Genomic DNA, 21,630 nt, shown 5'->3' with positions numbered 1-21,630 from the left:
CCATTGTTCACATCCCACTCAACTCCACCACCTCCCGCACGCGCCACAGCGCGGCCCGCAGCATCGCCAAGTCCACGGAGCCGATGGCCAGGCGGATGGCGTGAGGCACTTGGGCGGCGGTGCAGTAGGGCTCGGCCGTGCTGACCGAGATGCCATGGGTCAACAACTCACGCGCCACTTGGTCGGCGCGCACGCCTTCGGGCAAGGGCAGCCACGCAAAGTAGGACGCGGGGTGCGAGACATACGGCAGCCCGTGCAGTGCCTTCGCGACCAGGGTTTGCCGCTTGGTGGCGTCCTTGCGTTTGGCAACTTCGAGCGCATGGACGGTACCGTCCTCGAGCCAGCCGCAGACCAGGGCCGTCATCAGGCTGGGGGTGTTCCAGGTGGTCGCGCGGATGGCGCGTTCGATGCGTGGGGCCCACGCCTGCGGGGCGGCCACGTACCCCACGCGCAGGCCCGTGGCAACGTTCTTGGAGAACCCCGACACATGCACCGTCAGGTCCGGCGCCAGGGCGGCCAGTGGCGGCGGGGCGCGCTCCGCCAGGAAGGCGTAGGCGGCGTCCTCGATCAGCATGAAACCGTGGCGACGCGCCAAGGCAACCAGCGCCTCACGGTGGCTCTTGCTCATCACCCAGCCCAGTGGGTTGTGGACCGTGGGTTGCACATAGACGGCGCGCACGCGGCGTTTCTTGCACAGGTGCTCCAGCGCATGCAAGTCCAGCGCTGCGCCGTCCGCACGGACCGGCACGAGCTCCAGCCGCAGCAACTCGGCCAGCACTTTCATGCCCGGGTACGTCAGCGCATCCGTTGCCACGACGTCGCCGGGTTGCAGCAGTCCCATCGCCACGACAGTCAGGCCATGCTGCGCGCCGTCCGTGAGCATCACCTGGCTTGCGTCGACGCGCAGCCCCCGGCTCGCCAGGTGACGGGCCACGAGGGCCCGCTCATGGGGACGACCGCCGTGCGGCTGGTAGCGCAGCAGCGCATCCAGATCACCCGACAGCGCGATTTGCCTGAGCGCGGTGCGCAGCATCTCGGCCTGCTCCGGCAAGGCCGGGTAGTTGAAGCTGAGGTCCACCATGTCGCTGGCCACGGTCTGCTGGTCAATCCCCAGCCCCTCGGGCAAGGTGCCGTCCCGCACAAACGTGCCGCGCCCTGTTTCACCGACGACCAGGCCCATGGCCTCCAGTTCGGCGTAGATGCGGCTGGCGGTCACCAAGGCCAGCCCATGCTCAGAGGCGAGTTTGCGGTGAGTGGGCAGCCGGGTGCCGGGCGTGAGCTTTCCGGCACGGATCTCGGCGGCCAGCATGTCAACCAGCGTCTTGTATCGGGCTTGTCCCATGGCGCAATGTATGCATGACAATTATTTGATTGTATTGAAGTGAGCTTATACGATGCCTGCATCCATCACTGCACGCAGAGTCAGGCCTCGCCATGCACATTGCCATCCTCACCTTTGACGGCTTCAACGAACTCGATTCGCTGATCGCCCTGGGCATCCTCAACCGCGTCAAGAAACCCGGCTGGCGGGTCTCGCTCGCCTGTCCTGCGCCCTATGTCCAATCCATGAATGGCGTGGTTCTTGAATCGCAGATCACCCTGCGCGAAGCCTCGGCGGCCGACGCGGTGATCGTCGGCAGCGGCATCAAGACGCGCGAGGTGGTTGCGGACCCGGCCTTGATGGGGCAGATGAAGTTCGACCCCCAACGCCAGCTTCTGGGTGCGCAATGCTCGGGCACCCTGGTGCTGGCCAAGCTGGGCTTGCTCGGTGCCGTCCCCGCCTGCACCGACCTGACCACCAAGCCCTGGGTGGAGGAAGCGGGTGTTGATGTCTTGAACCAACCCTTCTTTGCCCGCGAGAACGTCGCCACCGCGGGTGGCTGCCTGTCGTCGCAGTACCTGGCCGCCTGGTTGATTGCGCGCCTGGAAGGCGTAGAAGCAGCCCAGAGCGCGATCCACTACGTGGCCCCTGTCGGGGAGAAGGAAGCCTACGTCGAGCGCACGATGCAGAACATCCAGCCTTATCTGTGAACCATGGGGCGTACTGTGCAGCCACGCCGGAATGACAGCCCCCTTCGGAACACGCAAGCGCTTCAGCCCGCCGCCGCCATCGCCTCACGCGCTTTCGCATACCGCCCCGGCGGCAGCCCCACATAACGGCTGAAGGCCGTGCTGAAGGTACTGGCCGAGCCGTAACCCACGCGCTCGGCCACGTCGGCGATGGCCAGGTCGCCGCGCGCCAGCAGGTCCTTGGCCAGGGCCATGCGCCACGCCAGCAGGTATTCCATGGGCGGCAGGCCCACGGCGCGTGAGAAGCGGTCGAAGAAGGTGGAACGTGACAGCGCGGCTTGGCGGGCCAGCGCTTCCACCGTCCAGGCGCGGGTCGGTTCACCGTGCATCAGGCGCAGGCCCACGGCAACGCGGGCGTCGGCCAGGCCGCGCAGCAGGCCGGGGGGCGCATCGGCATCCCGCCCATCAACCGGCGCGGAGGGGCTCGCGCCGGAACGCAGCGCCTCAACCAGCAGGATTTCCACCAGACGGCGCAGCACCAGGTCGCGCCCGGGCCGGGTATCGAGCGATTCGTCGCGCACGAGCTTCACCAGCACCGGCAGGCGTTCGACCCCGCGCACGTGCAGCAGCACCGGCAGCAAGGAGACGAGCAGGGCCGCGTCGGGCGAGTCGAAGGCGAAATAACCGCCCAGCATGCGCACGTCCGGTGGACCGCTGCGGCGGCCGTGGCGCAGTTCGCCCGTCGTGTCCCGCGTCTGCTCGGGATCGAGAAAGACCGGCACGGCGGGCTCGGGGCTGGACAGCGTGAAACCCGGCGTGGCCGGCATCAGCAGGAAGTCCCCCGCCTCCAGGGTCAAGGGCTCCTGCTGGTCCACCGTCAGCACGCAGCGGCCTTCGAGCATGGTGCAGAAGCTGGGTTGGCCAAAGGCCGAGTAGCGCACGGCCCAGGCGCCCGCGCCGCTGATGACCTTGGAGAACACCGCGCGCGGGCGCAGCAGGGTGATGACGTCGACAAGCGGATCCACCATGGCCACGACCTCCGGACGATTGCAAATTAATTAGAGACTATTGATTGTATTAAGTCCGAACTCCAGCCGATATCGTTGCGCCTGTCTGCACCAGACACATCCACCACACCACCAGGAGTTCTTCATGAAAACGGTTCTGATCACGGGTTGCTCTTCCGGCTACGGCCTGGAAACCGCGCGCCACTTCCACGCCCAGGGCTGGAAGGTTTACGCCACGATGCGCGCACCGCGCGCCGACCGGCTGCCGCAATCGCCGCGCCTGCATCTGCTGCCGCTGGACGTGACCCGGCCCGAGAGCATCGCCCAGGCGCTGGAAGCCGCCGGCCCCATCGACGTGCTGGTCAACAACGCCGGCCTCGGCCTGTTCGGGGCCTTCGAAGCCACGCCCATGGCCACGGTGCGCGAGATCTTCGAGACCAATACATTCGGCACCATGGCGATGACGCAGGCCGTGTTGCCGCAGTTCCGCGAACGCCGTGCGGGCCTGATCGTGAACGTGACCTCGAGCGCAACGCTGGCGCCCTTCCCGCTGGTGGCGGCCTACACCGCCAGCAAGACCGCCATCGAAGGCTTCACCGCCTCCCTGGCTTTTGAGTTGCAGGCCTTCGACGTGCGCGTGAAGCTGGTCGAGCCGGGGTACGCGCCCACCACGCAGTTCACGGCCAACGGTGCCGAGCGCATGCAAGGGCTGATCCCTGAAGCCTATGCGCCCTACGCACAAGCCATCTTCGCCGCGATGGGCCAGCCCCAAGCCGTCACGAACGAACTGGATGTGGCCGAAGCCGTGTGGCTGGCCGCGAACGATGCCACGCCGCGCCTGCGCTACGCGGCCGGCGCGGATGCGGTGGCGCTGGCCGCGCGCAACCCTTCCTTGGCCGGTGGTGATCACAGCGCCGCCATCGCCTTGTGATTTCGGAGCCGCCTGCCATGACCACTGTTCTGAAAACACAGGGCGCGTGGGCCGCGCCTCTGGTGGCCCTGCTGCGGTCAGGCTGACCTTGCGGCCCGATTGAGTTGGCATGCTTGCCCCTGCAACGTTCCGCTTGGGCTGAGCCTGTCAAAGCCTGTCCTGAGCAAGACTGAGCAAGGCGAAAGACCCTTCGGCCAGCCCATTCAGAGCTGAGCCTAAGGGTGAACCGTAGGGCTCAAGGCGAACGAATCACAGCAAAGCCTCAATGCGCAGGCGTTGCGATTGCCCACCGGGCAGGCGCAAGGCCACCCAGGCCCCCGCGCGCCGGCCCAGCAGGGCCGTGCCGATGGGCGACAGCACGGAGATGCGCCCCTCCTCGGGTTTGACATCTTCGGGCCAGCACATGGTCAAGGTCTGTTCTTGCCCGCTGGTTTCGTGGCGCACACGCACCTGCCCCCGCATGGTCACCAGATCGTCAGGCGCCTGGGCATCGGGCACGACATCGGCCGCATCGAGCAGCTCAAGCAGTGCGCCATCCTTCAGTTGCGACAGACGGGCGTAATTGGATTCGGTGAGCAACAGCTCATCCTGATGGCGGACGGACATGGACAACTCCTCATGCAAAACCGGCCCCGCGTCAAAAACAGGGCGCAATCGCACCGGGGCGATGGGAGCCCGGCGACAGGAGGGGTGCGTGAAAAAGGAAGAAGAGGTGTCGCCGGGCTCAGGAATCTGCGGGCAGCAGACGAGCAAGAGGGGCCTTGTGGCGCGGATGGCCCAGGCCCCATGCGGCATCACCGGTTTGCAGGGCGACCGGCGCGGACACGACATGAGCCAAGCGACGCGCTAGCGCGGCACCCTGGCTTGGTCGGAAAGGACGGCAACCCTGAAACATGCGGCCGACTCTAGCACGGGGCTTGGTTTGTCCCAAAAACCTGCCTGGTCGTGCCAGAAAGTCCAGACGGCAATGCCGTCAGGCCTTCGCCCGGTACGGCTCTTTTGACGCCCAGTGCGTTGCCGCAGGCCCACACACAGGGCGGCTTGCCGCCACAAAAGCACCCCTACAGGACCGCTGCAGTTCGTTTTTCTTGGCATTGCTTGAAATTCTTTGACATATCTTAATAAAAATAATTATCATTTGTCCTGTTGATTGCATCGCGTGTCAGGAATTCCCTGCCACCCCCTTACCGGCTGAAACCGGCAATCGCGTGCCTTGACCAGTCCAGGAGCCCGCGGCAATCGACGCAATCTGAAGAAATCCACTGATCCCAGCGACGGAGCATCCTTTTCCATGGCGTACATCAAGAGCCGCAAACACGGCCAAACCACCTCCCCCGCGCCCCTGCGCAGCAACCTGATCGGCGCCGCCGTGCTGGCGACGCTGGCCCTGCCCGCAGGCGCTCAAACCGCCGAAAGCGCCGGCACACTGCCCTCGGTGACGGTGCGGGACACGAGCACGGCGGATTACAAAACCGAAGAGTTGTCGTCGCCCAAATACACCGCCCCGCTGGTAGACACCCCGCAGACCATCACTGTGCTCCCTGCACGGGTACTGGAGGAACAGGGCCGCCAGTCGCTGGTCGAGGCCTTGTCCACAGTTCCGGGCATCACGTTCGGTGCCGGCGAAGGCGGCGGCGGTTACGGCGACAGCATCAACTTCCGCGGCTACTCGGCCAACAACAACATCACGATCGACGGCATGCGCGACAGCGCGCAGTACAACCGCTCGGACGCCTTCAATCTGGAACAGATCGAAGTCTCGAACGGCGCCAATTCGGTCTACGGCGGCGCCGGGAACGTGAGCGGCAGCATCAACTTACTGAGCAAGACGCCCAAAGCCGAGGACTTCGTGCGCGCCAGCGGCACGCTGGGCACCGACAGCTACGGCCGCGCTACGCTGGACGCCAATCAGCGCGTGGGCGAAACCTCGGCACTGCGGTTGAACCTGATGACGCACCAGAACGATGTTCCGGGACGCGACGTCGAGAAGTACGAACGCTGGGGCGTCGCGGCGTCTTACGCCATGGGCCTGGGCACGCCAACCCAGACCACGCTGTCGTATTTCCATCAGGAAGACGACAATATTCCCCAGTACGGGGTGCCGTACTACAAGAATGCCTTCCACGATGGTCTGCTGCCCGGGGCGAAATCCAGCAACTATTACGGTTACAAGGACGTCGCCGCACAGGAGATCCAAGTCGATGCCTTGACGTTGCAGGTGGAACATCGCTTCAGCGACGCCATGTCGCTGCGTAACCAGACTCGCGTGCAGAGGGTCACCCAATTCACGCGGGTCGTCCCCCCACAAGGCACATGGTGTCTATCGTCGGGTCTTACGCCCACCAATACCGCCTGCGGAACGCCCAACACATTCACGCCCGGTGGCCCCGCCGGCAACACGCGTGACACGGAAAACAACTACATCGGCAACCAGACCGACCTGACGACGCGTTTCAAGACGGGTGACATCGACCACACCATCGTCACAGGTGTTGCGCTCACGCGCGAAACCTACAACCTGCGCAGTGGCAATTCATTGCGTAACGCAGACGGCACTACGCCGACATTTCCGTCAATGAGCATCTCGGATCCAGCCGCTCATTACGGAGGGCCAATCAACTTCCTCGTCACGGGAAAAACCGAAAGCGAGTTGAGCAACGCTGCTGTCTATGTTTTCGAGAATGCACAGTTGACGCCTCAGTGGTCGGTCAACGGTGGCGCACGGTTTGAGCACAACAGCGGCAGCGTGGACGTCAGAAGCCGGGCCAACACCACCGCAACCACCTGGACAGAAAACCCGACTGCAGAGAACAGCGAGAACCTGTTCTCTTACCGCCTCGGCGTGGTGTTCAAGCCGGCAGCCAACGGCAGCGTCTATGCGGCTTACGGCAATTCTCAAACACCTTCGCAATCCACTGTCAATGGCGGGTGCAACAACACCTCGACAACAGGCACCCAGAATTGCAACGTCGATCCGGAAACTGCGATCAACATCGAGGTCGGAACAAAGTGGGATGTGCTGGAAAACCGCCTCTCTCTGACCGCTTCGGTCTTCCGCAACGAACTGCAGAATTTCAAGGTGACATCCGGTGATCCGACCGAGCCGAATCAACAGACCGATGGCAAATCGCGCGTGGATGGCGTCGCACTGGGCGCTGCGGGACAGGTGACACAGGCCTGGGGTTTGTTCGCCAACTACACCTACCTGAAAGGCGAAGTGATCCAGAGTGTTTCGGACTACACACTCAGCAATGGTGGTGTCGACAACCAAAAGGGCGATCCGCTGACCAACACGCCTGAGCACGCCGCCAGCCTGTGGACCACTTACCGCGTGCTGCCGGAGGTGACAGTGGGGTATGGCGTGACCTACCAAGGCAGTTGGTATTTGAACAACGGGACAGGTACGCAATTCAAGGCCGATGGTTACACCGTGCAGAACGCCATGGTCGCCTACCGTTTCAGCCGCAATTTGGACTTCCAGCTCAACGTGAACAACCTGACCGACGAGCTGTATTACACGCGCGTCCGCAACAACGGCTGGGCCACGCCAGGTGACGCACGCTCCGTTCGACTGGCGGCGAACTATTCGTTCTGAGTTCCGGGGTATGAGCCATGCCGACCGGAAATCCAGAACCTTGATCTAAATCAGATTAGGTCAGGGCAGGCAAACCCCGGACCTCTGTGCGCGCCCTTCGGGGCGCGTTTTTTTTGGACAATAAACTCTCTCTTCCACTTTGAGGCAAGCCTGCCATGATGCTGCACGTTCCCCAGGTCCTTTCCATCGCGCAAGTACACGGCATGCGCACCGCGCTGGACCAGGCGCTGGACGCCGCGCAATGGGTGGACGGGCGCGCCTCCGTCGGTGACCAGGGGGCCAAAGTCAAACACAACCGCCAACTGCCTGAGCGCTCACCGCTGGCGCAGGAACTCGGCGCCGTCATCCTGGATGCGCTGAAAAAAAGCCCCTTGTTCTTCAGCGCCGCCCTGCCCTTGCGTTTCCTGCCCCCAATGTTCAACCGCTACGAGGGCGGCGAGCACTACGGCATGCATGTCGACGGCTCGGTGCGCTACGCGCCGAACCCAGCTTTTCCCGGTGGTCTGCCCCTGCGCACCGACCTCTCCTGCACCCTCTTCCTCTGCAATCCGGAGGACTACGAGGGCGGCGAACTGGTGGTGGCCGACACCTACGGCGAGCACGAGGTCAAACTGCCCGCGGGCGACCTGATCCTCTACCCTTCCAGCAGCCTGCACCGCGTGGAGCCCGTCACGCGTGGCGCGCGGGTGTGCTCCTTTTTCTGGCTGCAAAGCATGATCCGTGATGACAGCAAACGCGCCCTGTTGTTCGAACTGGACCAGAACATTCAGAAACTGCGCGCCCGGCTGGGTGACTGCGAAGAGACCGTGAGCCTCACCGGCAATTACCACAACCTCGTGCGCCTCTGGGCCGAAGTCTGAGGGGTATCTCGCGGCCACCAACGCGCCCTACCCAGGGATGGGGATGGTCATCGAGGGGAAACCGTCATGACCCCGCGCGCGCCAAACCATCCAGAAAAATATCCAGGGACGTGGCAGCGCCGTCCATCAGCATCGGCAAGCCAGGTGCCGCGTCCTGGGCGTCTCCAATGCTGAGCAACATGGCCAAGCCATGCACCATCGCCCAGCAGGCATGCGACAAGGCTTGCGGATCCCCCGCGCGGAATTGACTCTGCGCCTGCCCCTGTACCACCAATTCACGCAAGACCGCGAACAAGGCGGCGCCTGCGGCCGCCAGCTCAGCGCTGGCTTCACCCTGCGCGACGGCGTTGAACATGTGGACCAGCAGCTTGGGGTGGCCCAGTCCGAAACGCACATAGGCCAGGCCGCAGGCCCGCAGCCGCTCGCGCGCTGACATCTCGCGCGCTGAAGGATCGGTGACCCCGGCCGCCTGCGCGCAGCTCAGGCGCAGCGTCTCGAAGCCCTGCACCGCCACCGCGTCCAGCAGGGAGCGCTTGTCGGCGAAATGCCGGTAGGCGGCGGTGTGCGACACATCGATGGCCTTGGCCATCTCCCGCATGGACAAGGATTCCAAGCCCTGAGTTTCCAGCTGGGTCAGCGCATGGGCCAGCAGCGCGGCCTTCAGATCACCATGGTGGTAAGAGGTGCTCATGGGTGGATCAGATTCAATATTGACATTGGAAACATTTTAATCATAAAATGTTTCCATCGTAAACAAGTCTTAGTGGTTGTCATGAGCTTCTTCTTCCTGATCTCCCTGGCCTCCTTGCTCACTTGGTTGGCGTTCCGACTGAGGGGCCGGCGGCTGGGCTTGCGCGACAGCATGCGCTGGGGCATGGCCCTGGGTTTCCTGTTCACCGGCGTGGACCATTTCGTCAATGGCGCCACGCGTTACGTGCCCATGCTGCCACCGGTGCTGGCTGAGCAAGCCCTGTTCTGGGTATACCTGACCGGTGTGGCGGAACTGCTGGGCGCGGTGGGCCTGCTGGTGCCGGTGCGTGTGTTCGAACGCCTGGGTCTGCCCAATCTGCAACGGCAGGCCGGAATCTGGCTGGCGGTCATGCTGGCGTGCGTGGTGGTCGCCAACATCAACGTCGCGCTACAAGGGCAAACCGTGCTGGGTTTGGAGTTTGGCGCCTGGTACTTCTGGATTCGCCCGCTGTTCCAGCCGGTGTTCGTGCTCTGGGCACTGTACTGTGTGGGTGTCCGGCCTCGCCCCGCCAAGCTCAGGCCGTATTGATTGCGAACCAGTGGTTGTCCCAGTACCAGTCGGCCAGATCCGCTTGCGCGGCAGCGATGTTCTGGGTTTGAGGATTGGTCGCGCGCGCTTGCACGCGCAAAATGCCAAGTTCCCCGCCGAGCCAAATCTGTTGGTCTAACCGCGCCAGCGCATAGGCACCGGGATAGCGCCATGTTTCCCGCCAGCGGCCCTGTGCATCGAACAGGACCAGGGCGTCGGCCCGGACACAACTGACGGCGAAGCCGCCAGGGTCACCCGCCCTGGCAGGCGACCAAGCCACTATGTCGCCTCCGTAGCCTTGCAGCGAGGGTTGGTTGTGCGGCAGCGGTTCGGCGGGGCGCAAGTCGCGGCCGTCCCAGACGGCCAGCACCGGCGCGGCCTGCCGCTGCGAGGCATCCGGGTGCTCAGCCTGCAGTGCAATGCCCAATCGGCTCGAGCCGGCGTCGAAGGCCAGATGACGGATGCTGAGGTAGGGATCGGCCAGGCGCCATTGCCCCTGCAGCTCACCCGTGCCGGGATGCAGGGCCACCAGCGACGCGTCCATGCGCTGTTGTTTCAGGCGCGGGTCCAGCCGCTTGACGCGACCCGTCTCGGGCAAGGTGGGGATGCCGCCGTTGGCCACCATCAGCGTGCCTGCGGGGAACCTACCCACGGCGCGCGGCAGGGCCAGCAACTGGTGCGGGTCGCGGCCGTGCGTGGGCCATTCATCGGTTTTTTCGAGGGTGGCGGTGTCGCGCACACCGAGCAGGCCCTGGCCGCCTTCCAATTCAGTCTCTGGGGTCCAGAGCCTGCGGCCCGGTTGCCCCTGGTCCACCGATGCGATGACGTGGCCATTGAAACGGCGGTCGTCCTCGACCCACAGCCATTGTGTTGTGCCCTCGCTGGTCTGCCCGGCAGCGTCGAGCCCGGGGCGCCAGCGCAGCAACCAGTCCCCGGGCCGGCGCGCCACAGCGAGGAAGGCACCGTCCGGCTCAGCCCAGAGGCCGTGCGCGCGAGTGGGCACGGGCAGCTGCCGGAGCACGCGCCAGGTTGCACTGTCGCGGCCGTCCAGACCGACCAGGCCGATGAATTCCCGCGCCTCGTGGCGCCATGCGGCGAGCAGGGTCACCTCGGAAGACGAGGACGAGACTTCGGCCTTGTCAGCACCGAGGCCCGAACCCATGCCCCATGCCGGGCCCAGCACCGGGCTCAACGCGGTGCCGAGCAGGAATTGCGCGCCCGAGCGCAGTAGCAGACGCCGCCGCATGTCCGACTGGCCTTCAGTCGCCGTCCGCGTCCGAAAAGCCCAGGGGCACGTCCAGCGCGGCGGCGATTTGCTGCTGGTAAAGCACGGTCAGTTCCTTGAGCTGGCGCGCCGCAGCCTCCACCTCGGCGCCGTTGTAGCTCGTGCTGAGCTTGCCGAGCGCGGCATCGGCGGCGGTGATGGCCTGCCGCCAGCGTGCAGCCAGTTGCACCTGGCCCTTGCCGTACAACAAGGCCTCGATGGGCACCAAGGCCTGGCCCGGCACGGGCGGGGCGGCTTGCGGGTCCGCCAGCAGGGCCTGGGCGCGCAGGGTGTCCCATTGCGCGCGCCAGTCGGCCAGGTTGTCGGCCCACTCCTGACGCGCGAAGGCGGGCGGTTTGCCTGCGGTCTGCGCCTTCACCAGGGGCTGCTCCATCTGCAGCCAGCGCAGGCGCTCCAGCCCGCCCAGCCACTGGTTCACCCATTCGGCGAAGGCCGCGCGGGTCTGCGCGAGTCGCGCCTCGGCGTCGGCGGATTCCTCCTCCACCTGCCAATCGCGTTGGGCCAGCGTGTCGAAGTCGCGACGCAAGGCGCTCGCTTCGGCGGCGATGCCCTGGGCCACCAGCACGGCATAGGCGCAGCGCTGCTTTTGCGACTCGCCCTGCAGCCCCATGGCCGTGGACTCGGCCAGCAGGTATTCGAACCCCGCGAAGCCCTTGGCTGGCGTGCCCACGCGCGCCATCTCACTCAAGACGCGCGGCGTGGCTTTCAAGGCCTTGTCGATCAGGTTCGCACGCACGGGCCAGAAATCGATCTGCCGCTGGCTGCGCCGCTGGACCAACGGACCGACAGCGGGCGTGGCCAGCGCCTGCCAGCGCAGGAGGGTCTGTTGCCACTGCCCGTGCAGCTCGCCCTTGCCGCTTCGTCCCTGGCAATGCGCTTGCGTGGCCTGCACCAGGGCCAGCGCCGAGGCCTCGAAGGCCCGCGCGCGCGGCGGCAGCTGGTGGCTGTAGAGCCCGGTCAGCGCCTGCTCGGCCGTGTAGTAAGGGAAGGCGATGCGTGGCGCGGTCTGCGCATGGGCACAAGCCAGCACACACAGGCCCACCACGGCCCCCACACGTGGCAGCAGACGAGCCCCAGCCAAGCGCGCCCGCAGGGTCATCACAAGGACTCCAGGAAGGCCACGAGCGCGGCGCGCTGTTCGGCGTTCATCTTGAGCACCTGCTGCTTGCTGGCCTCGGCCTCGCCGCCGTGCCAGAGCACGGCTTCGAGCACGCCTTTGGCGCGGCCATCGTGCAAGAGACGCTGGTGGCCGTTCACGTCGCGGATCAGACCGATGCCCCACAGCGGCGGCGTGCGCCACTGGCGGCCGTTGGCCTGGAAGTCCGGCCGGCCATCGGCCAAAGCTTCACCCATATCGTGCAGCAGCAGATCGGTGTAAGGCCAGATGCGCTGGCCCTTGAGGGCCGGACTGGCCAAGCGGGGGAAGCCGCCCGCGCCGCTGCTGTCCTGCGTTGAGGTGGTGTAGCTGGGCCGGTGGCAGACCGCGCACTGGGCCTGGTGGAACAGCGCCTGGCCCTTTTGAACCTGCAGATCGTTGACACGACGGCGCGCGGGCGGCGCCAAGGTCGCGGTGTAGAAGATGACCTGGTTCAGGGTCTGCTCGTCGATCTCGGGCTGCTCGGGACTGGCCTGCGCGGCGGTCACCAGGACCGTGGTCTTGCGACCGTTCTGGCGTTCAATGCCCTTGCCGCCGCCATGCGCGGCCTGCAGGCAATCGGTCTGCGCGGGCGTGCAGGCCTCACGCCAGTTCACGCGCGAGGTGATGCCGATGTCGCCCAGAAAAGCGCCCGCCGTCTGATGAGCAACACTGCCCACATTGGCCTTCCAGCCGAAGCGGCCCAGCACCTCACGCCCCGCATAAGCGTCCCAGACCCGGTTGGGCTGGCCCTTGATCGCGGCCGTGAGCGGTCCGTTCAGGGCCGCCTGCGCGCGGGCGTTGCCGAGAATCTCCGCCTCGGGAATCGCTTCCAGCAGGCCCATGCCGATCACCTGCGGCGCGACGCGCGGGCTGATGAGCACGTTCGGCGCCATCGCGCCGTAACCCAGGCGGGTGATGCTGTAGATGGGTTGCTGCAGCGTGTGCGTGCTGCCATCGGCGAAACGGACCTCGATGGGCCGGCTGCGGATCTCGATGTGGCCTTCGGGTTTGACGCCCTGCACGGCGGCGGTGCCGAGCTGGTCGCCGTAGACGGGCTCGGGCACCACACCGTGCTGCGCGTCGGGCTGACCGGAAATGGACAGGCGCAGCAGCAGGCCCACGCTGCTTTCCGCGTCCGGCCCGGGCAGCAGGGTACGTGCCCAGTCAGGCGGCGCGCTGCGACCATCCAGCAGATGGCAGGCCGCGCAGGAACGCGCGATGAAATGCGGCCCCAGGCCATCACGCGCCTTGGTCGAGGCCGGTGCCTCGACCCAGTTGCGCTTGAAGAAGGAATTGCCGATCACGAAGCGTGTGCGCTCCGCGTCGTTCAAATTGGCCAGGGGAAAAGAAAATGCGTTCTGGCCCGTGGCCCAGACCGTGCCCTTGCCGGCGGTTCTTTCGCTGGCCTCGCGTTCGGCGGCCTCGGTGGCTGCCTGGTCCGAATCCGCTCGGGTCTGCGCCCGCAAGGCCGACACCACCAGGGTGCCGGTTGCGGCGGCCAGCAGCACCGCGAAAACGCCCACCCACCGCGTCGCGCGACGCGGGGCCTTGTGTTCGTACGGGGTCATGAGGCGCTCAGGGCTCCACCAGGGTCAGCTTGGTGATGCCGATGGCCGAAGCCGACTCGACCAGCAGCTTGGATTGCTCGACCAGGCTGGCGATGGTTTTCTTGACGATGGGCTGACCGGGAGATCCATCCAGAATGGCCTGGTCGAAAGGCGCGGGAATGCTGGTGGCATGGGCCACCGACTGCGCGATCTGCGCCGTGGTTTTGTCGGCCAGCGCCTTGTCCTTGGCTGCGACGAGGGCGCGCAGGGATGCGCCCTGCACCGCTTGACCACTGCGGCGCTTGTAGCTACCCAGCCAGACGTTCTGGATGCCGGTCGCATTCGTCACGATGTCGCGGTGCGTGTTGTCGGAGAAGCAGGAATGCTCGTCCTCCTGGTCCTGCGTGTTCAATGCCACTTCCATGCGCTCGCCCGAGAGTTCACCCCGCGAGAGCGAACCCAGGCCCACGATGATCTTGCGCAACGACTCCTGGCCGCCCTGCTCGAATTCGGCGCGGTAGTTCTTTTGCTTCGGCGCCCACGCCTGCACCAGGAAGCGCAGGTCATCGATCAGCAGGTCCGTCACCACGTTCAGGTAGAGGCGGCGGCGGTCCGCATTGGGCAGTTTGCCGTCGACGAAATCGGTGTAGGCACGCTCGCCCGGGCCCTTGTCGTTCAGGTCCTGGCCCCAGAGCATGAACTCGATGGCATGCCAGCCCGTGGCGATGTTCTCCTCGCCGCCTTTTTCGTTGGCGTCCGACAGGGTTTTCTTGCTGATCTTGAACTTGGGGTCGTTGACCAGACCGCCGCCCGGCTTGCCTTCCACGCCGTCCACGTAAGACTCGTCCATGGGCCAGGCGTTGATGCGGCCCTCGGGGCCCTCCTCGTCGTCGATCGGACCGCCGTAGAAACGGAAGGCCTCGGTCTGGCCGTAGTACTCACGCGCGTCCAGCCAGGCCTTGCGCGCGGCCTCCAGGCGGGCTTGCGTGGGCGCGGCGGTGAAGGCGCGAACCGCCTTCTGCAATTCCTGGGCGGCGAGCAGCGTGTCCTCATAGTTCGCATGCACCAGGGTGGCGTAGTGGGCGACCACGCCGCGAACCGTGGGCTGTGCCGGTGTTTGCGCGGCGGCACTCAGGCTGCCCAGGCCACCGGCCAGCACCAGGGCGGTCCCGGTCGCGCTCAACATCCACAGGCGTTTGCTTGCTTGAAATTTCATGCTGTTTCCTCGCTGCTTGAATCTACAAATCAAAATCGTTCTCAATTCTAGAACATGGTGAGCCGCTGGGCTGGAGTCAACACAGCCATCCGCAGGGCATCCCCATCGCCCACCCATCAACGGTCTGATCGCGGCATCAATACACGTCTCTGCGGTAACGCCCCTCGTCCGCGAGCGCACGCAGAACATCCGCGCCCAGAACATCCCGCAAGGCGGTATCGACCTCGCCCGCCATGCCCCGCAGGCTGCCACAGACATAGATGGCTGCGCCGGGTCTGTGCTGATCGCCCCGCACCCAGGCACGCATTTCGGTCGCGGCGGCACGCACGGCGTGCTGCACGTAAGGACGCGAACCCGTGTGCGCGGCGGACGACTCGCGCGAGAACACCCAGTCCACGCGCAGCAAACCCTGCGCGGACCAAGCCTCGAGCTCCTCACGGTAATAGGCATCGGTGGCGGCATGGCGTTCGCCAAAGATCAGCCACAGGGGCGGTGAACCCGGCGCTGCATCCTGAAGCGGGTGCTTGGTGGTCGGTTCAGGATACGGCGCCGGGATCAGGCGCGCGCGGATGTGGGCGCGCAGGCCGGCCAGGCCGGTGCCATTGCCGATCAGGATCAAGGGGCGCTGCGCGTTGCCGCCAATGCGAAAGGCGCTGTGCGCACGCAAGCGCAGCATGGCGCGGCCGCTCAGCGGCAAGCCGTGGTCATGCGCGGCCGTCAGCCAACCCGAGGCTAGGCCCGGGCTGTCGCTGCCATCGGCATGCACCCGTCGTGTCTGACGCACCAGCAGGTGCAAGGCACCGTCGGCAGGCACGGAAGCGATGGAGTAGTCGCGCGGCTCACCGGGTGCGCCCGGCACCTCGATCTGCGCGAGATCCCCGGCCTGCCAATCCGGCAGGTCACCCACCTCGGGCACGAATTCCAGGTGATGCACCGGCCCACCCGCGCTGCCCGGGTTCATGTGCCGACGCGCGCGCAACGTCCAGGCCTGCAAGGGCGGCGCCTCCCAGTCGGGCAAGGCCCAGGCGTCCGGATTGCCGGCATCGATCAGGGCGCCCAACTGCACGCGCCAGCGCGACAGCGCCTCGGGAGCCATGCGGTCGGCCTCGATGCGTTCGAACAATGGCTGCGCGCCCCGTTCCTGGAACCATGCATCCAGCGCGCGACCAAAACCGCAGTAGCGCGCGTAGCTGGCGTCGCCCAGGGCCAGCAGGCCGACCTTCAGCCTCGTCAGCTCGGGCAACCCGTCCCCATCCCTCGCCTCCATGCAAGCACGCACGAATGCCGCCGCGCTGTCCGGCGCATCCCCTTCACCGTAGGTGCTGACCACGCACAACAGGCGCTCCATGCTCGCCAGATCCTCGCGGCGCAGACGTCCCAGCGGCAGCAGGCGCACCGCCAGCCCCGCGCTGTGCAGGGCCTGCGCGGTCTGCTCGGCCAGGGCCTCGGCCTGACCGGTCTGGCTGGCGTGCACCACCCACCAGAGCGAGCGACCCGCGCTGGAATCGGGCACGGCGCTGTGCATCAGGGCCTGCGCGCGGTGCGCGGCCGCCTGCACGCGCTGACGGTGCCGCCAGACGATGAGGCCGCAAAAGGCACCATAGACCAACAGAACGGACAGGGCTTGAACAAACTTCATGGAAACCACTTCATGTGGACGCGTGCACCGCGTGCTGACGCCATCGCGTCAATCGGCGAGTGCACGCAGCGCGGGCGTGAGCACCTCGCGCAACGTCTCACCCCCGCCTTGGCCGTCCACGGCCGGCACACGCTGCACGAACAGGGCCGCGATGCCGTGCTCGCGCGCCAGGGCTAGGCCCGACTCCAAGCCCAGCACCGTCAGGGCCGTGCTCCAGGCATCGGCCCACAGACATTGCTCGTGCACCACGCTGACGGAGGCCAGGCCGTGCACGATGGGACGGCCCGTGCGCGGGTCGATGGTGTGGGGCAGGCGCAGGCCGTCGTGGGTGTAGCAGCGCCGGTAGTCGCCCGAGGTCGCGACGGACAGGCCATGCAGGGCCAGACGGGTGCGCGGCAGGGCCGGATGCGACGTGGAAGAAGTCGGCGCCTCCAATTCCACCCACCAAGGCTGGCCGCCCAGGCCGTAACCCGCACCGCGCAGCTCACCGCCGACTTCGACCAGCAGATGCGCCAGGCCCAGGGATTGCAGGCGCAGCGTGATGCGGTCCACCGCGTAGCCCTTGGCGATGGCGGAGAAATCGAGTTGCAGGCCGCCGAACTGGACGATGCCATCCTGACCATCGAAATTCAGCGCGCGCCAATCGCACAGCGCCAGGGCATCGCGCGCCGCCGTTTCCGTGGGCATGCGAAAACCCGGCTCGTCGTAGCGCGGGTGCGCATGCGGCAGGTCTTGCAGATCGGAAGACGGACCGAAGCCCCAGAGATTGACCAGGGCACCGGCTGCAGGATTGAAGGCGCCGCCAGACACCTCGGCCAGCCAGAGGCCGGCACGCAGCACCTCGGCGAACGCGGCGGGCAGTCGGAACGCCGTGCCCGGGGCCGCACGGTTGAAACGCCCCAGATCGGAATCGACCCGCCAGTGGCTCATCTGCGCAATCACCAAATCCAGCTCGGCCTGCACGGCGGCTCGCACGGTTGCCTCCTGCCCATCCGCTGGATCGGCTGCCATGGCCCCGTCCGCCAGCCAGAGCACACGCCACGTCGTGCCCATGCTCGCGCCTTCCAGACCCAAGACCCGCGCGCCCAGCGTGGGCACCAGCGTTTCGTCCAGATGCTGCGGCAGCAGCACCCGGACGGCGTCGATGGGTTGGGGGGAATCGGGGACGCGCATGCGGCGAAGCAGACAGAAACACAAAAATCCCAGACCCGGCACGCGCGGCGCGAGCGCGGGACACGGGCCTGCGCCCTGCGGGGCGACTGGACTTATTGCGGCAGGACTTCCAGCGTCAGGCTGTAGCCGGCGCGCCGGGTCGGCTTGTCCAAGGTGCCTGCGGGACCCATCGGACCCATAGGCCCGCCTTGGGCACCGGAACCGGCGGGCATGCCCGGGCCACCGGCCTGCGGAGCACCTTGTGGACGCGCAGGGCGGGCCGGTTCGACCTCCAGCCAGTACATGCCTGCTGCAGGCCACTTGACCTTGATCTCGCCGTTCTTGTCGGTGTCCAGGGTCAGCTCGGTCAGTTTGTCCTGGTGGCGCTTGCCGGCCAGGATCACCGTCACACCATAGCCCGCAGCGGGCTTGCCGTCGTCCACGAAGCGGAAGGTCGCCGTCTCACCGGCGAACAGGTCATTGGGGTGCGTCACGGCCACGAGTTCGATGCCACGGCCCGTGGGCTTGAGGCTGTCGGTGCTGGGCTTGCCGCGCGTGACGAAGGTTTCGACGCGGGACTGTGAGCGTGTCACGCGCACATCCTGCGCGTCCGTGGGGATCTCCTTACGCAGGCTCTCGGCCGTGCCACGCAGGCGCTTGGTTTCGTTGCCGACCTTGTAGCTGGCGAACATGCTGTCATTGACCAGGGCGATGCGGTAGGTGCCGGCCTGCTCCAGCTTCACATCGAACACGCTGCGGTAGCGGGTCTTGGCCTGGTTCTGCGCCTCGACCGGCTTGCCGTCCGGTCCGGTGATGACCAGGTTGTCCAGATTGCCGGCGTTGTGCTCGAAGTAGAAGATGTCGTTGGAGACGGCCGCATCCACCGCCACCCAGGGCTCCTGCCCCGAGAACACGGTGCCCGAGGGCAGCAACCAGGCGCGGTGGGCCTGCGCGGCGGTGGGCAGCAGCAGCACGGCGAACGAAGCCGCCAGCGCGGCCGTCGATGCGAGGAGAGAAAGGCGTTTTTTCATGGTCTTGTTCCTGGGGTTTCGGTGGGCCGGCTCGCGGCTTTCAGGGTTGCACGGTCAGGCTGACCGAGCCGAGTTCCGTCTGGCCGCGGGCTTCGCTGCTCACGGCCTTGGCGCCGGCCTTGCCGGGCCAGGCAAAGGGCAGGCGCAGCAGTTCACGCCCGCCGACTTCGCGCGCGGCCTCGATCACGAGCTGGTACTCACCGGCGGGCAGGGCCTTGAGCGCACTGTTGTTGCCGAAGCTGACGGTGTGCACGCCCGGTGCGCGGGTGGCGCCGCTGATGCCGTCCACCGGCATGTCGAGTTCTCGCCCGCTCTTGCGCCACCAGGAGCGCATGTCCTTGAGCCACTTGGTGCCTTCCTTGTTGCGCATCTTGAGGTCGTACCAGACGGCGAGGTTGCCCGCGAAGCTCTGGTCCGGCTTCTCGATCCAGATCGCCACGTAAGGGCGGTGGTACTCGGCCACATCGAGGCGCGGCACTTCGACGGTCAGCGACAGGTCGGCGGCGAACACCGCTGCGGGCGCGAAAGCTGTCGCGAGAGACCCAGCCCAAGGCAGGGCACGGGCGAGGCCTGGCACAGACCAGGCACTGGTGTAAGAGATCTTCATGGCGGATGACATGGACAGGAGACTCCTCGGCTTCAGGAATGGACAAAAAGAATGATCAGCAGCAGCGGCGCCACCAAGCCCAAGCCCACCAAGGGCCAGGTGCTGGGGCGATTGGCCGCATGGAACTTGAGGATCAGCAGGCCCGTGATGGAGAACAGCAGACAGGCGACGGAAAACACATCGATGAACCACTTCCAGGCCCAGCCCGTGTGGCGGCCCTTGTGCAGGTCGTTGAGCCAGGAAATCCAGCCCCGGTCGGTGAGTTCGTACTCGACCTCGCCACTGTCGCGCGCGATGCGCAACCAGGCATCACCGCCGGGTCGGGGCAGTGAGAGGTAGACCTCCTCGGGCGACCATTCTGCAGGGGCCTGCACAGGCAATTCCAGCGACAGCGCGCCGTTGAGCCAAACCCGCACGGCGGCAGGCAGCGGCGCATCGCCGCCGGTGGATGCCTGGGCATCATCTTCGCTGCGCAGCAAGGCCAACAGATTGGGCGGCAGTTGCGCCTGGCGCTGCGTGATCTCGGGCTGGGCGGCGATGTCCGCCGCGTGGTTGAGCGTGATGCCCGTGAAAGCGAACAGCAGCATCCCGATCAGGCACAGGGCGGAACTGATCCAGTGCCATTGGTGCAGGGTTTTGAGCCACCAGGCGCGCTGGGATGCCGCGCCCTGCGGCGTGGACTTGGCGGTTGCTGCGGGCAAGGGATGGGCACCAGGATTTTTCACGCACCGAAGTATATCTATTTAAAAATCATTCTCATTCCATTTCAAAAAGAAATCTGCGCAACGGTCATGGATGGCGTCCTCCTCGCCATGGACGGCCAGCAGGAGCGGCCCCACCCAAGGCCGGGGTGAGGCCGGGGCCCGCAGCCTCAGGTGTCGGACGTCGGCGGCGGCGCCCAGTCCCCGCCCAGGGCCTTGTAGAGATCCAGCACGGCCTGCAGGCGGGCCAGGCGCTGCACGCTCAGGCTGTCCTGGGCGCTGAACAGGCTGCGCTGCGCGTCAAGCAGGGACATCAGGTCACCCGTGCCCTCCCGGTAACGCAGCTCGGCCAGGCGCAGGGAAGCATGAGCTTGCGCGACCAACTCGCGTTGCAGGTCCTCCTGCTGCTGGCTGTAGCTGGCCTGGCCCAGGGCATCGCCGACTTCCTTGATGGCCGTGCGGATGGCCTGCCCGTAGTTCTCGATCAGCACCACCCGCTGTGATTCGCTGAGCTGGATTTGCGCGCGCTGACGGCCACCGTCAAAAATGCTTTGCGCCAGGGCGAGTCCCAGGGACACGCTGCGCGTCGGGTCGGCCAGGCTGAAGAGGCTGGCCGACGTCAGGTTCGTGGAGGCAGACAGCGACACCGTGGGCAGCAAGGCCGCGCGGGCAGCATCCACATTGGCGTCGGCGGCGGCCAGCTGCGCCTCGGCGGCGGCCAGGTCAGGCCGGCGCGTCAGCAAGGCCACGGGCAGACCCGGCGCGAGTTCGGGCACACGCAAGGACGCGAAGTCGGCGGCGGCATCGCGCGAGGCCGACACGTAGTCCTCCGGCGAAAAACCGATGGGCTGGCGCCCCAGCAGCAAAGCCAGGGCGGTGGCGCTTTCGCTGCGCTGCTGCTGCAGGGCCAACAACGTGACGCGCTGACTCAGCAAGGTGCTGCGCTGCTGCGAGACCTCCAGCGGCGTGGCCACGCCGTTGCGCAGGCGGGACTCGACGATGGCGAGCAGGCGTTCGGTGCGTGCCAGGTTGGCCTGCGCCAGCGCGACACGCTCCCCCAGACCCAACCACTGGAAATACTGACTGGCCACGCCGGCCACCAAGCTCAGGCGCGCGGCCTGCCAGTCATGCTGGCTGGCGCGCAGGCTGGCCTGGCCCGCGCGCACGCTGTCGGCGACACGGCCCCAGAGGTCCACCTCGTAGCTGACCGACAAGCCCGCGCTGGTTGACTCGCGCGTGGTCTCCACGCCCCCGGTGCTGCTGCGGCTGCGCGAGGCGCCCGCGTTGGCGTTGACCGAGGGCCAGCGCGAGGCCCCGCTCTGGCGCAGGGAGATCTCGGCCTGACGGATGCGCTCGTAGGCGATGCGCAACTCCACGCCGTCGCGCTGCGCCTCGGCGATCAAACGCTCCAGGGCCGCCGACTGGAAAGCCATCCACCATCCCGAGTCGATGACGGGAGCCTCGACGCCCGGCGCGTCGGCGCGCCAGCCCGCCGGCAGCTCAACCTTGGCGCGCGCCGAAGCCTCGGCGGGATCGGCTGGCGGCGCGGTGCCCGCGCAAGCTTGCAGCAAGAGCGCCGCGGGCAGGATCAGGATGGGTGCGACGCGGCCCCTCGCGTGTTGCTTCATTCTT

The 21,630-nt window shown here is 66.4% G+C and carries 19 protein-coding genes; 5 read left to right on the top strand and 14 right to left on the bottom strand.

What is annotated here, in order from left to right; translation table 11 throughout:
• Window positions 1-7: 7 nt before the first annotated feature.
• Window positions 8-1,342 carry a PLP-dependent aminotransferase family protein gene (locus tag AZ34_RS04935; protein ID WP_035605440.1) on the bottom strand — a complete coding sequence of 445 codons (1,335 nt, stop codon included), beginning with the start codon at window positions 1,340-1,342 and terminating at the stop codon, window positions 8-10.
• Between the two features lie 92 nt (window positions 1,343-1,434).
• Between AZ34_RS04935 and AZ34_RS04930 the strand changes: the two genes are divergently transcribed.
• The gene (locus AZ34_RS04930) at window positions 1,435-2,031 is read left to right on the top strand and encodes a DJ-1/PfpI family protein (protein ID WP_035605437.1); all 597 of its coding nucleotides are present in this window, start codon (window positions 1,435-1,437) and stop codon (window positions 2,029-2,031) included.
• Between the two features lie 62 nt (window positions 2,032-2,093).
• Here the strand turns inward: AZ34_RS04930 and AZ34_RS04925 are convergent, their stop codons facing one another.
• Window positions 2,094-3,038 carry an AraC family transcriptional regulator gene (locus AZ34_RS04925; protein WP_035605435.1) on the bottom strand — a complete coding sequence of 315 codons (945 nt, stop codon included), beginning with the start codon at window positions 3,036-3,038 and terminating at the stop codon, window positions 2,094-2,096.
• 124 nt (window positions 3,039-3,162) lie between these two features.
• On the opposite strand from AZ34_RS04925, the gene AZ34_RS04920 reads away from it, so the two are divergent.
• Complete coding sequence (locus AZ34_RS04920) at window positions 3,163-3,948, top strand: SDR family oxidoreductase (protein WP_051509541.1); 786 nt, start codon at window positions 3,163-3,165, stop codon at window positions 3,946-3,948.
• A gap of 249 nt (window positions 3,949-4,197) precedes the next feature.
• On the opposite strand, the gene AZ34_RS04915 is transcribed toward AZ34_RS04920, so the two are convergent.
• Window positions 4,198-4,554 carry a GreA/GreB family elongation factor gene (locus tag AZ34_RS04915; RefSeq protein ID WP_035605431.1) on the bottom strand — a complete coding sequence of 119 codons (357 nt, stop codon included), beginning with the start codon at window positions 4,552-4,554 and terminating at the stop codon, window positions 4,198-4,200.
• Between the two features lie 685 nt (window positions 4,555-5,239).
• On the opposite strand from AZ34_RS04915, the gene AZ34_RS04910 reads away from it, so the two are divergent.
• Both AZ34_RS04910 and AZ34_RS04905 read left to right on the top strand, forming a co-directional pair.
• Window positions 5,240-7,543 (top strand): TonB-dependent receptor, encoded by a 2,304-nt coding sequence (locus tag AZ34_RS04910; RefSeq protein ID WP_051509540.1) that lies wholly within the window; start codon window positions 5,240-5,242, stop codon window positions 7,541-7,543.
• Between the two features lie 155 nt (window positions 7,544-7,698).
• The gene (locus AZ34_RS04905; protein ID WP_035605429.1) at window positions 7,699-8,403 is read left to right on the top strand and encodes a Fe2+-dependent dioxygenase; all 705 of its coding nucleotides are present in this window, start codon (window positions 7,699-7,701) and stop codon (window positions 8,401-8,403) included.
• A 64-nt stretch (window positions 8,404-8,467) separates the two neighbouring features.
• Here AZ34_RS04905 and AZ34_RS04900 read toward each other — a convergent pair whose 3' ends face one another.
• Entirely contained in the window at window positions 8,468-9,094 is a 627-nt protein-coding gene (locus tag AZ34_RS04900; RefSeq protein WP_051509539.1) for a TetR/AcrR family transcriptional regulator, read from the bottom strand.
• A gap of 81 nt (window positions 9,095-9,175) precedes the next feature.
• Here AZ34_RS04900 and AZ34_RS17545 point away from each other — a divergent pair, with 81 nt between their 5' ends.
• Window positions 9,176-9,682 (top strand): hypothetical protein, encoded by a 507-nt coding sequence (locus tag AZ34_RS17545; RefSeq protein ID WP_051509538.1) that lies wholly within the window; start codon window positions 9,176-9,178, stop codon window positions 9,680-9,682.
• Here AZ34_RS17545 and AZ34_RS04890 read toward each other — a convergent pair.
• The 10 genes from AZ34_RS04890 to AZ34_RS04845 all read right to left on the bottom strand — a co-directional run bounded on the left by AZ34_RS04890 (window position 9,669) and on the right by AZ34_RS04845 (window position 21,626).
• Window positions 9,669-10,928, bottom strand: coding sequence for a DUF1513 domain-containing protein (locus AZ34_RS04890; RefSeq protein WP_051509537.1), 1,260 nt, complete (start codon window positions 10,926-10,928; stop codon window positions 9,669-9,671). The two genes, AZ34_RS17545 and AZ34_RS04890, sit on opposite strands and share 14 nt — an antisense overlap.
• Before the next feature lie 13 nt (window positions 10,929-10,941).
• Complete coding sequence (locus AZ34_RS04885) at window positions 10,942-12,066, bottom strand: imelysin family protein (RefSeq protein ID WP_035605427.1); 1,125 nt, start codon at window positions 12,064-12,066, stop codon at window positions 10,942-10,944.
• A complete protein-coding gene (locus tag AZ34_RS04880; protein WP_035605423.1) occupies window positions 12,066-13,673 on the bottom strand; it encodes a di-heme oxidoredictase family protein in 1,608 nt (535 codons plus the stop codon). The genes AZ34_RS04885 and AZ34_RS04880 overlap by 1 nt, the downstream gene beginning before the upstream one ends.
• Before the next feature lie 7 nt (window positions 13,674-13,680).
• Window positions 13,681-14,868 (bottom strand): imelysin family protein, encoded by a 1,188-nt coding sequence (locus AZ34_RS04875; protein ID WP_035605420.1) that lies wholly within the window; start codon window positions 14,866-14,868, stop codon window positions 13,681-13,683.
• Window positions 14,869-15,004: 136 nt separating this feature from the next.
• Window positions 15,005-16,507, bottom strand: coding sequence for a sulfite reductase subunit alpha (locus AZ34_RS04870; RefSeq protein WP_035605417.1), 1,503 nt, complete (start codon window positions 16,505-16,507; stop codon window positions 15,005-15,007).
• A gap of 48 nt (window positions 16,508-16,555) precedes the next feature.
• Window positions 16,556-17,680 carry an FAD:protein FMN transferase gene (locus AZ34_RS04865; RefSeq protein WP_051509536.1) on the bottom strand — a complete coding sequence of 375 codons (1,125 nt, stop codon included), beginning with the start codon at window positions 17,678-17,680 and terminating at the stop codon, window positions 16,556-16,558.
• 92 nt (window positions 17,681-17,772) lie between these two features.
• The gene (locus tag AZ34_RS04860) at window positions 17,773-18,690 is read right to left on the bottom strand and encodes a DUF4198 domain-containing protein (RefSeq protein WP_035605414.1); all 918 of its coding nucleotides are present in this window, start codon (window positions 18,688-18,690) and stop codon (window positions 17,773-17,775) included.
• Between the two features lie 40 nt (window positions 18,691-18,730).
• Window positions 18,731-19,297 carry a DUF2271 domain-containing protein gene (locus AZ34_RS04855; protein ID WP_081767089.1) on the bottom strand — a complete coding sequence of 189 codons (567 nt, stop codon included), beginning with the start codon at window positions 19,295-19,297 and terminating at the stop codon, window positions 18,731-18,733.
• A gap of 32 nt (window positions 19,298-19,329) precedes the next feature.
• A complete protein-coding gene (locus AZ34_RS04850; RefSeq protein WP_035610924.1) occupies window positions 19,330-19,998 on the bottom strand; it encodes a PepSY-associated TM helix domain-containing protein in 669 nt (222 codons plus the stop codon).
• 170 nt (window positions 19,999-20,168) lie between these two features.
• Window positions 20,169-21,626, bottom strand: coding sequence for an efflux transporter outer membrane subunit (locus tag AZ34_RS04845; RefSeq protein ID WP_231495462.1), 1,458 nt, complete (start codon window positions 21,624-21,626; stop codon window positions 20,169-20,171).
• Window positions 21,627-21,630 lie beyond the last annotated feature (4 nt).

Source organism: Hylemonella gracilis str. Niagara R (assembly GCF_000600295.1).
In the GTDB taxonomy this organism is placed as follows: Bacteria; Pseudomonadota; Gammaproteobacteria; order Burkholderiales; family Burkholderiaceae_C; genus Hylemonella; species Hylemonella gracilis_A.
The sequence above is the reverse complement of the archived record's forward strand: the minus strand, read 5'-3'. Positions and strand labels throughout refer to the sequence as shown.

Bases quoted from the DNA above. Each gene is read 5' to 3' on its own strand.
- AZ34_RS04935 (WP_035605440.1), bottom strand. From the start codon at position 1,342: ATGGGACAAGCCCGATACAAGACGCTGGTTGACATGCTGGCCGCCGAG.
- AZ34_RS04930 (WP_035605437.1), top strand. From the start codon at position 1,435: ATGCACATTGCCATCCTCACCTTTGACGGCTTCAACGAACTCGATTCG.
- AZ34_RS04925 (WP_035605435.1), bottom strand. From the start codon at position 3,038: ATGGTGGATCCGCTTGTCGACGTCATCACCCTGCTGCGCCCGCGCGCG.
- AZ34_RS04920 (WP_051509541.1), top strand. From the start codon at position 3,163: ATGAAAACGGTTCTGATCACGGGTTGCTCTTCCGGCTACGGCCTGGAA.
- AZ34_RS04915 (WP_035605431.1), bottom strand. From the start codon at position 4,554: ATGTCCGTCCGCCATCAGGATGAGCTGTTGCTCACCGAATCCAATTAC.
- AZ34_RS04910 (WP_051509540.1), top strand. From the start codon at position 5,240: ATGGCGTACATCAAGAGCCGCAAACACGGCCAAACCACCTCCCCCGCG.
- AZ34_RS04905 (WP_035605429.1), top strand. From the start codon at position 7,699: ATGATGCTGCACGTTCCCCAGGTCCTTTCCATCGCGCAAGTACACGGC.
- AZ34_RS04900 (WP_051509539.1), bottom strand. From the start codon at position 9,094: ATGAGCACCTCTTACCACCATGGTGATCTGAAGGCCGCGCTGCTGGCC.
- AZ34_RS17545 (WP_051509538.1), top strand. From the start codon at position 9,176: ATGAGCTTCTTCTTCCTGATCTCCCTGGCCTCCTTGCTCACTTGGTTG.
- AZ34_RS04890 (WP_051509537.1), bottom strand. From the start codon at position 10,928: ATGCGGCGGCGTCTGCTACTGCGCTCGGGCGCGCAATTCCTGCTCGGC.
- AZ34_RS04885 (WP_035605427.1), bottom strand. From the start codon at position 12,066: ATGACCCTGCGGGCGCGCTTGGCTGGGGCTCGTCTGCTGCCACGTGTG.
- AZ34_RS04880 (WP_035605423.1), bottom strand. From the start codon at position 13,673: ATGACCCCGTACGAACACAAGGCCCCGCGTCGCGCGACGCGGTGGGTG.
- AZ34_RS04875 (WP_035605420.1), bottom strand. From the start codon at position 14,868: ATGAAATTTCAAGCAAGCAAACGCCTGTGGATGTTGAGCGCGACCGGG.
- AZ34_RS04870 (WP_035605417.1), bottom strand. From the start codon at position 16,507: ATGAAGTTTGTTCAAGCCCTGTCCGTTCTGTTGGTCTATGGTGCCTTT.
- AZ34_RS04865 (WP_051509536.1), bottom strand. From the start codon at position 17,680: ATGCGCGTCCCCGATTCCCCCCAACCCATCGACGCCGTCCGGGTGCTG.
- AZ34_RS04860 (WP_035605414.1), bottom strand. From the start codon at position 18,690: ATGAAAAAACGCCTTTCTCTCCTCGCATCGACGGCCGCGCTGGCGGCT.
- AZ34_RS04855 (WP_081767089.1), bottom strand. From the start codon at position 19,297: ATGAAGATCTCTTACACCAGTGCCTGGTCTGTGCCAGGCCTCGCCCGT.
- AZ34_RS04845 (WP_231495462.1), bottom strand. From the start codon at position 21,626: ATGAAGCAACACGCGAGGGGCCGCGTCGCACCCATCCTGATCCTGCCC.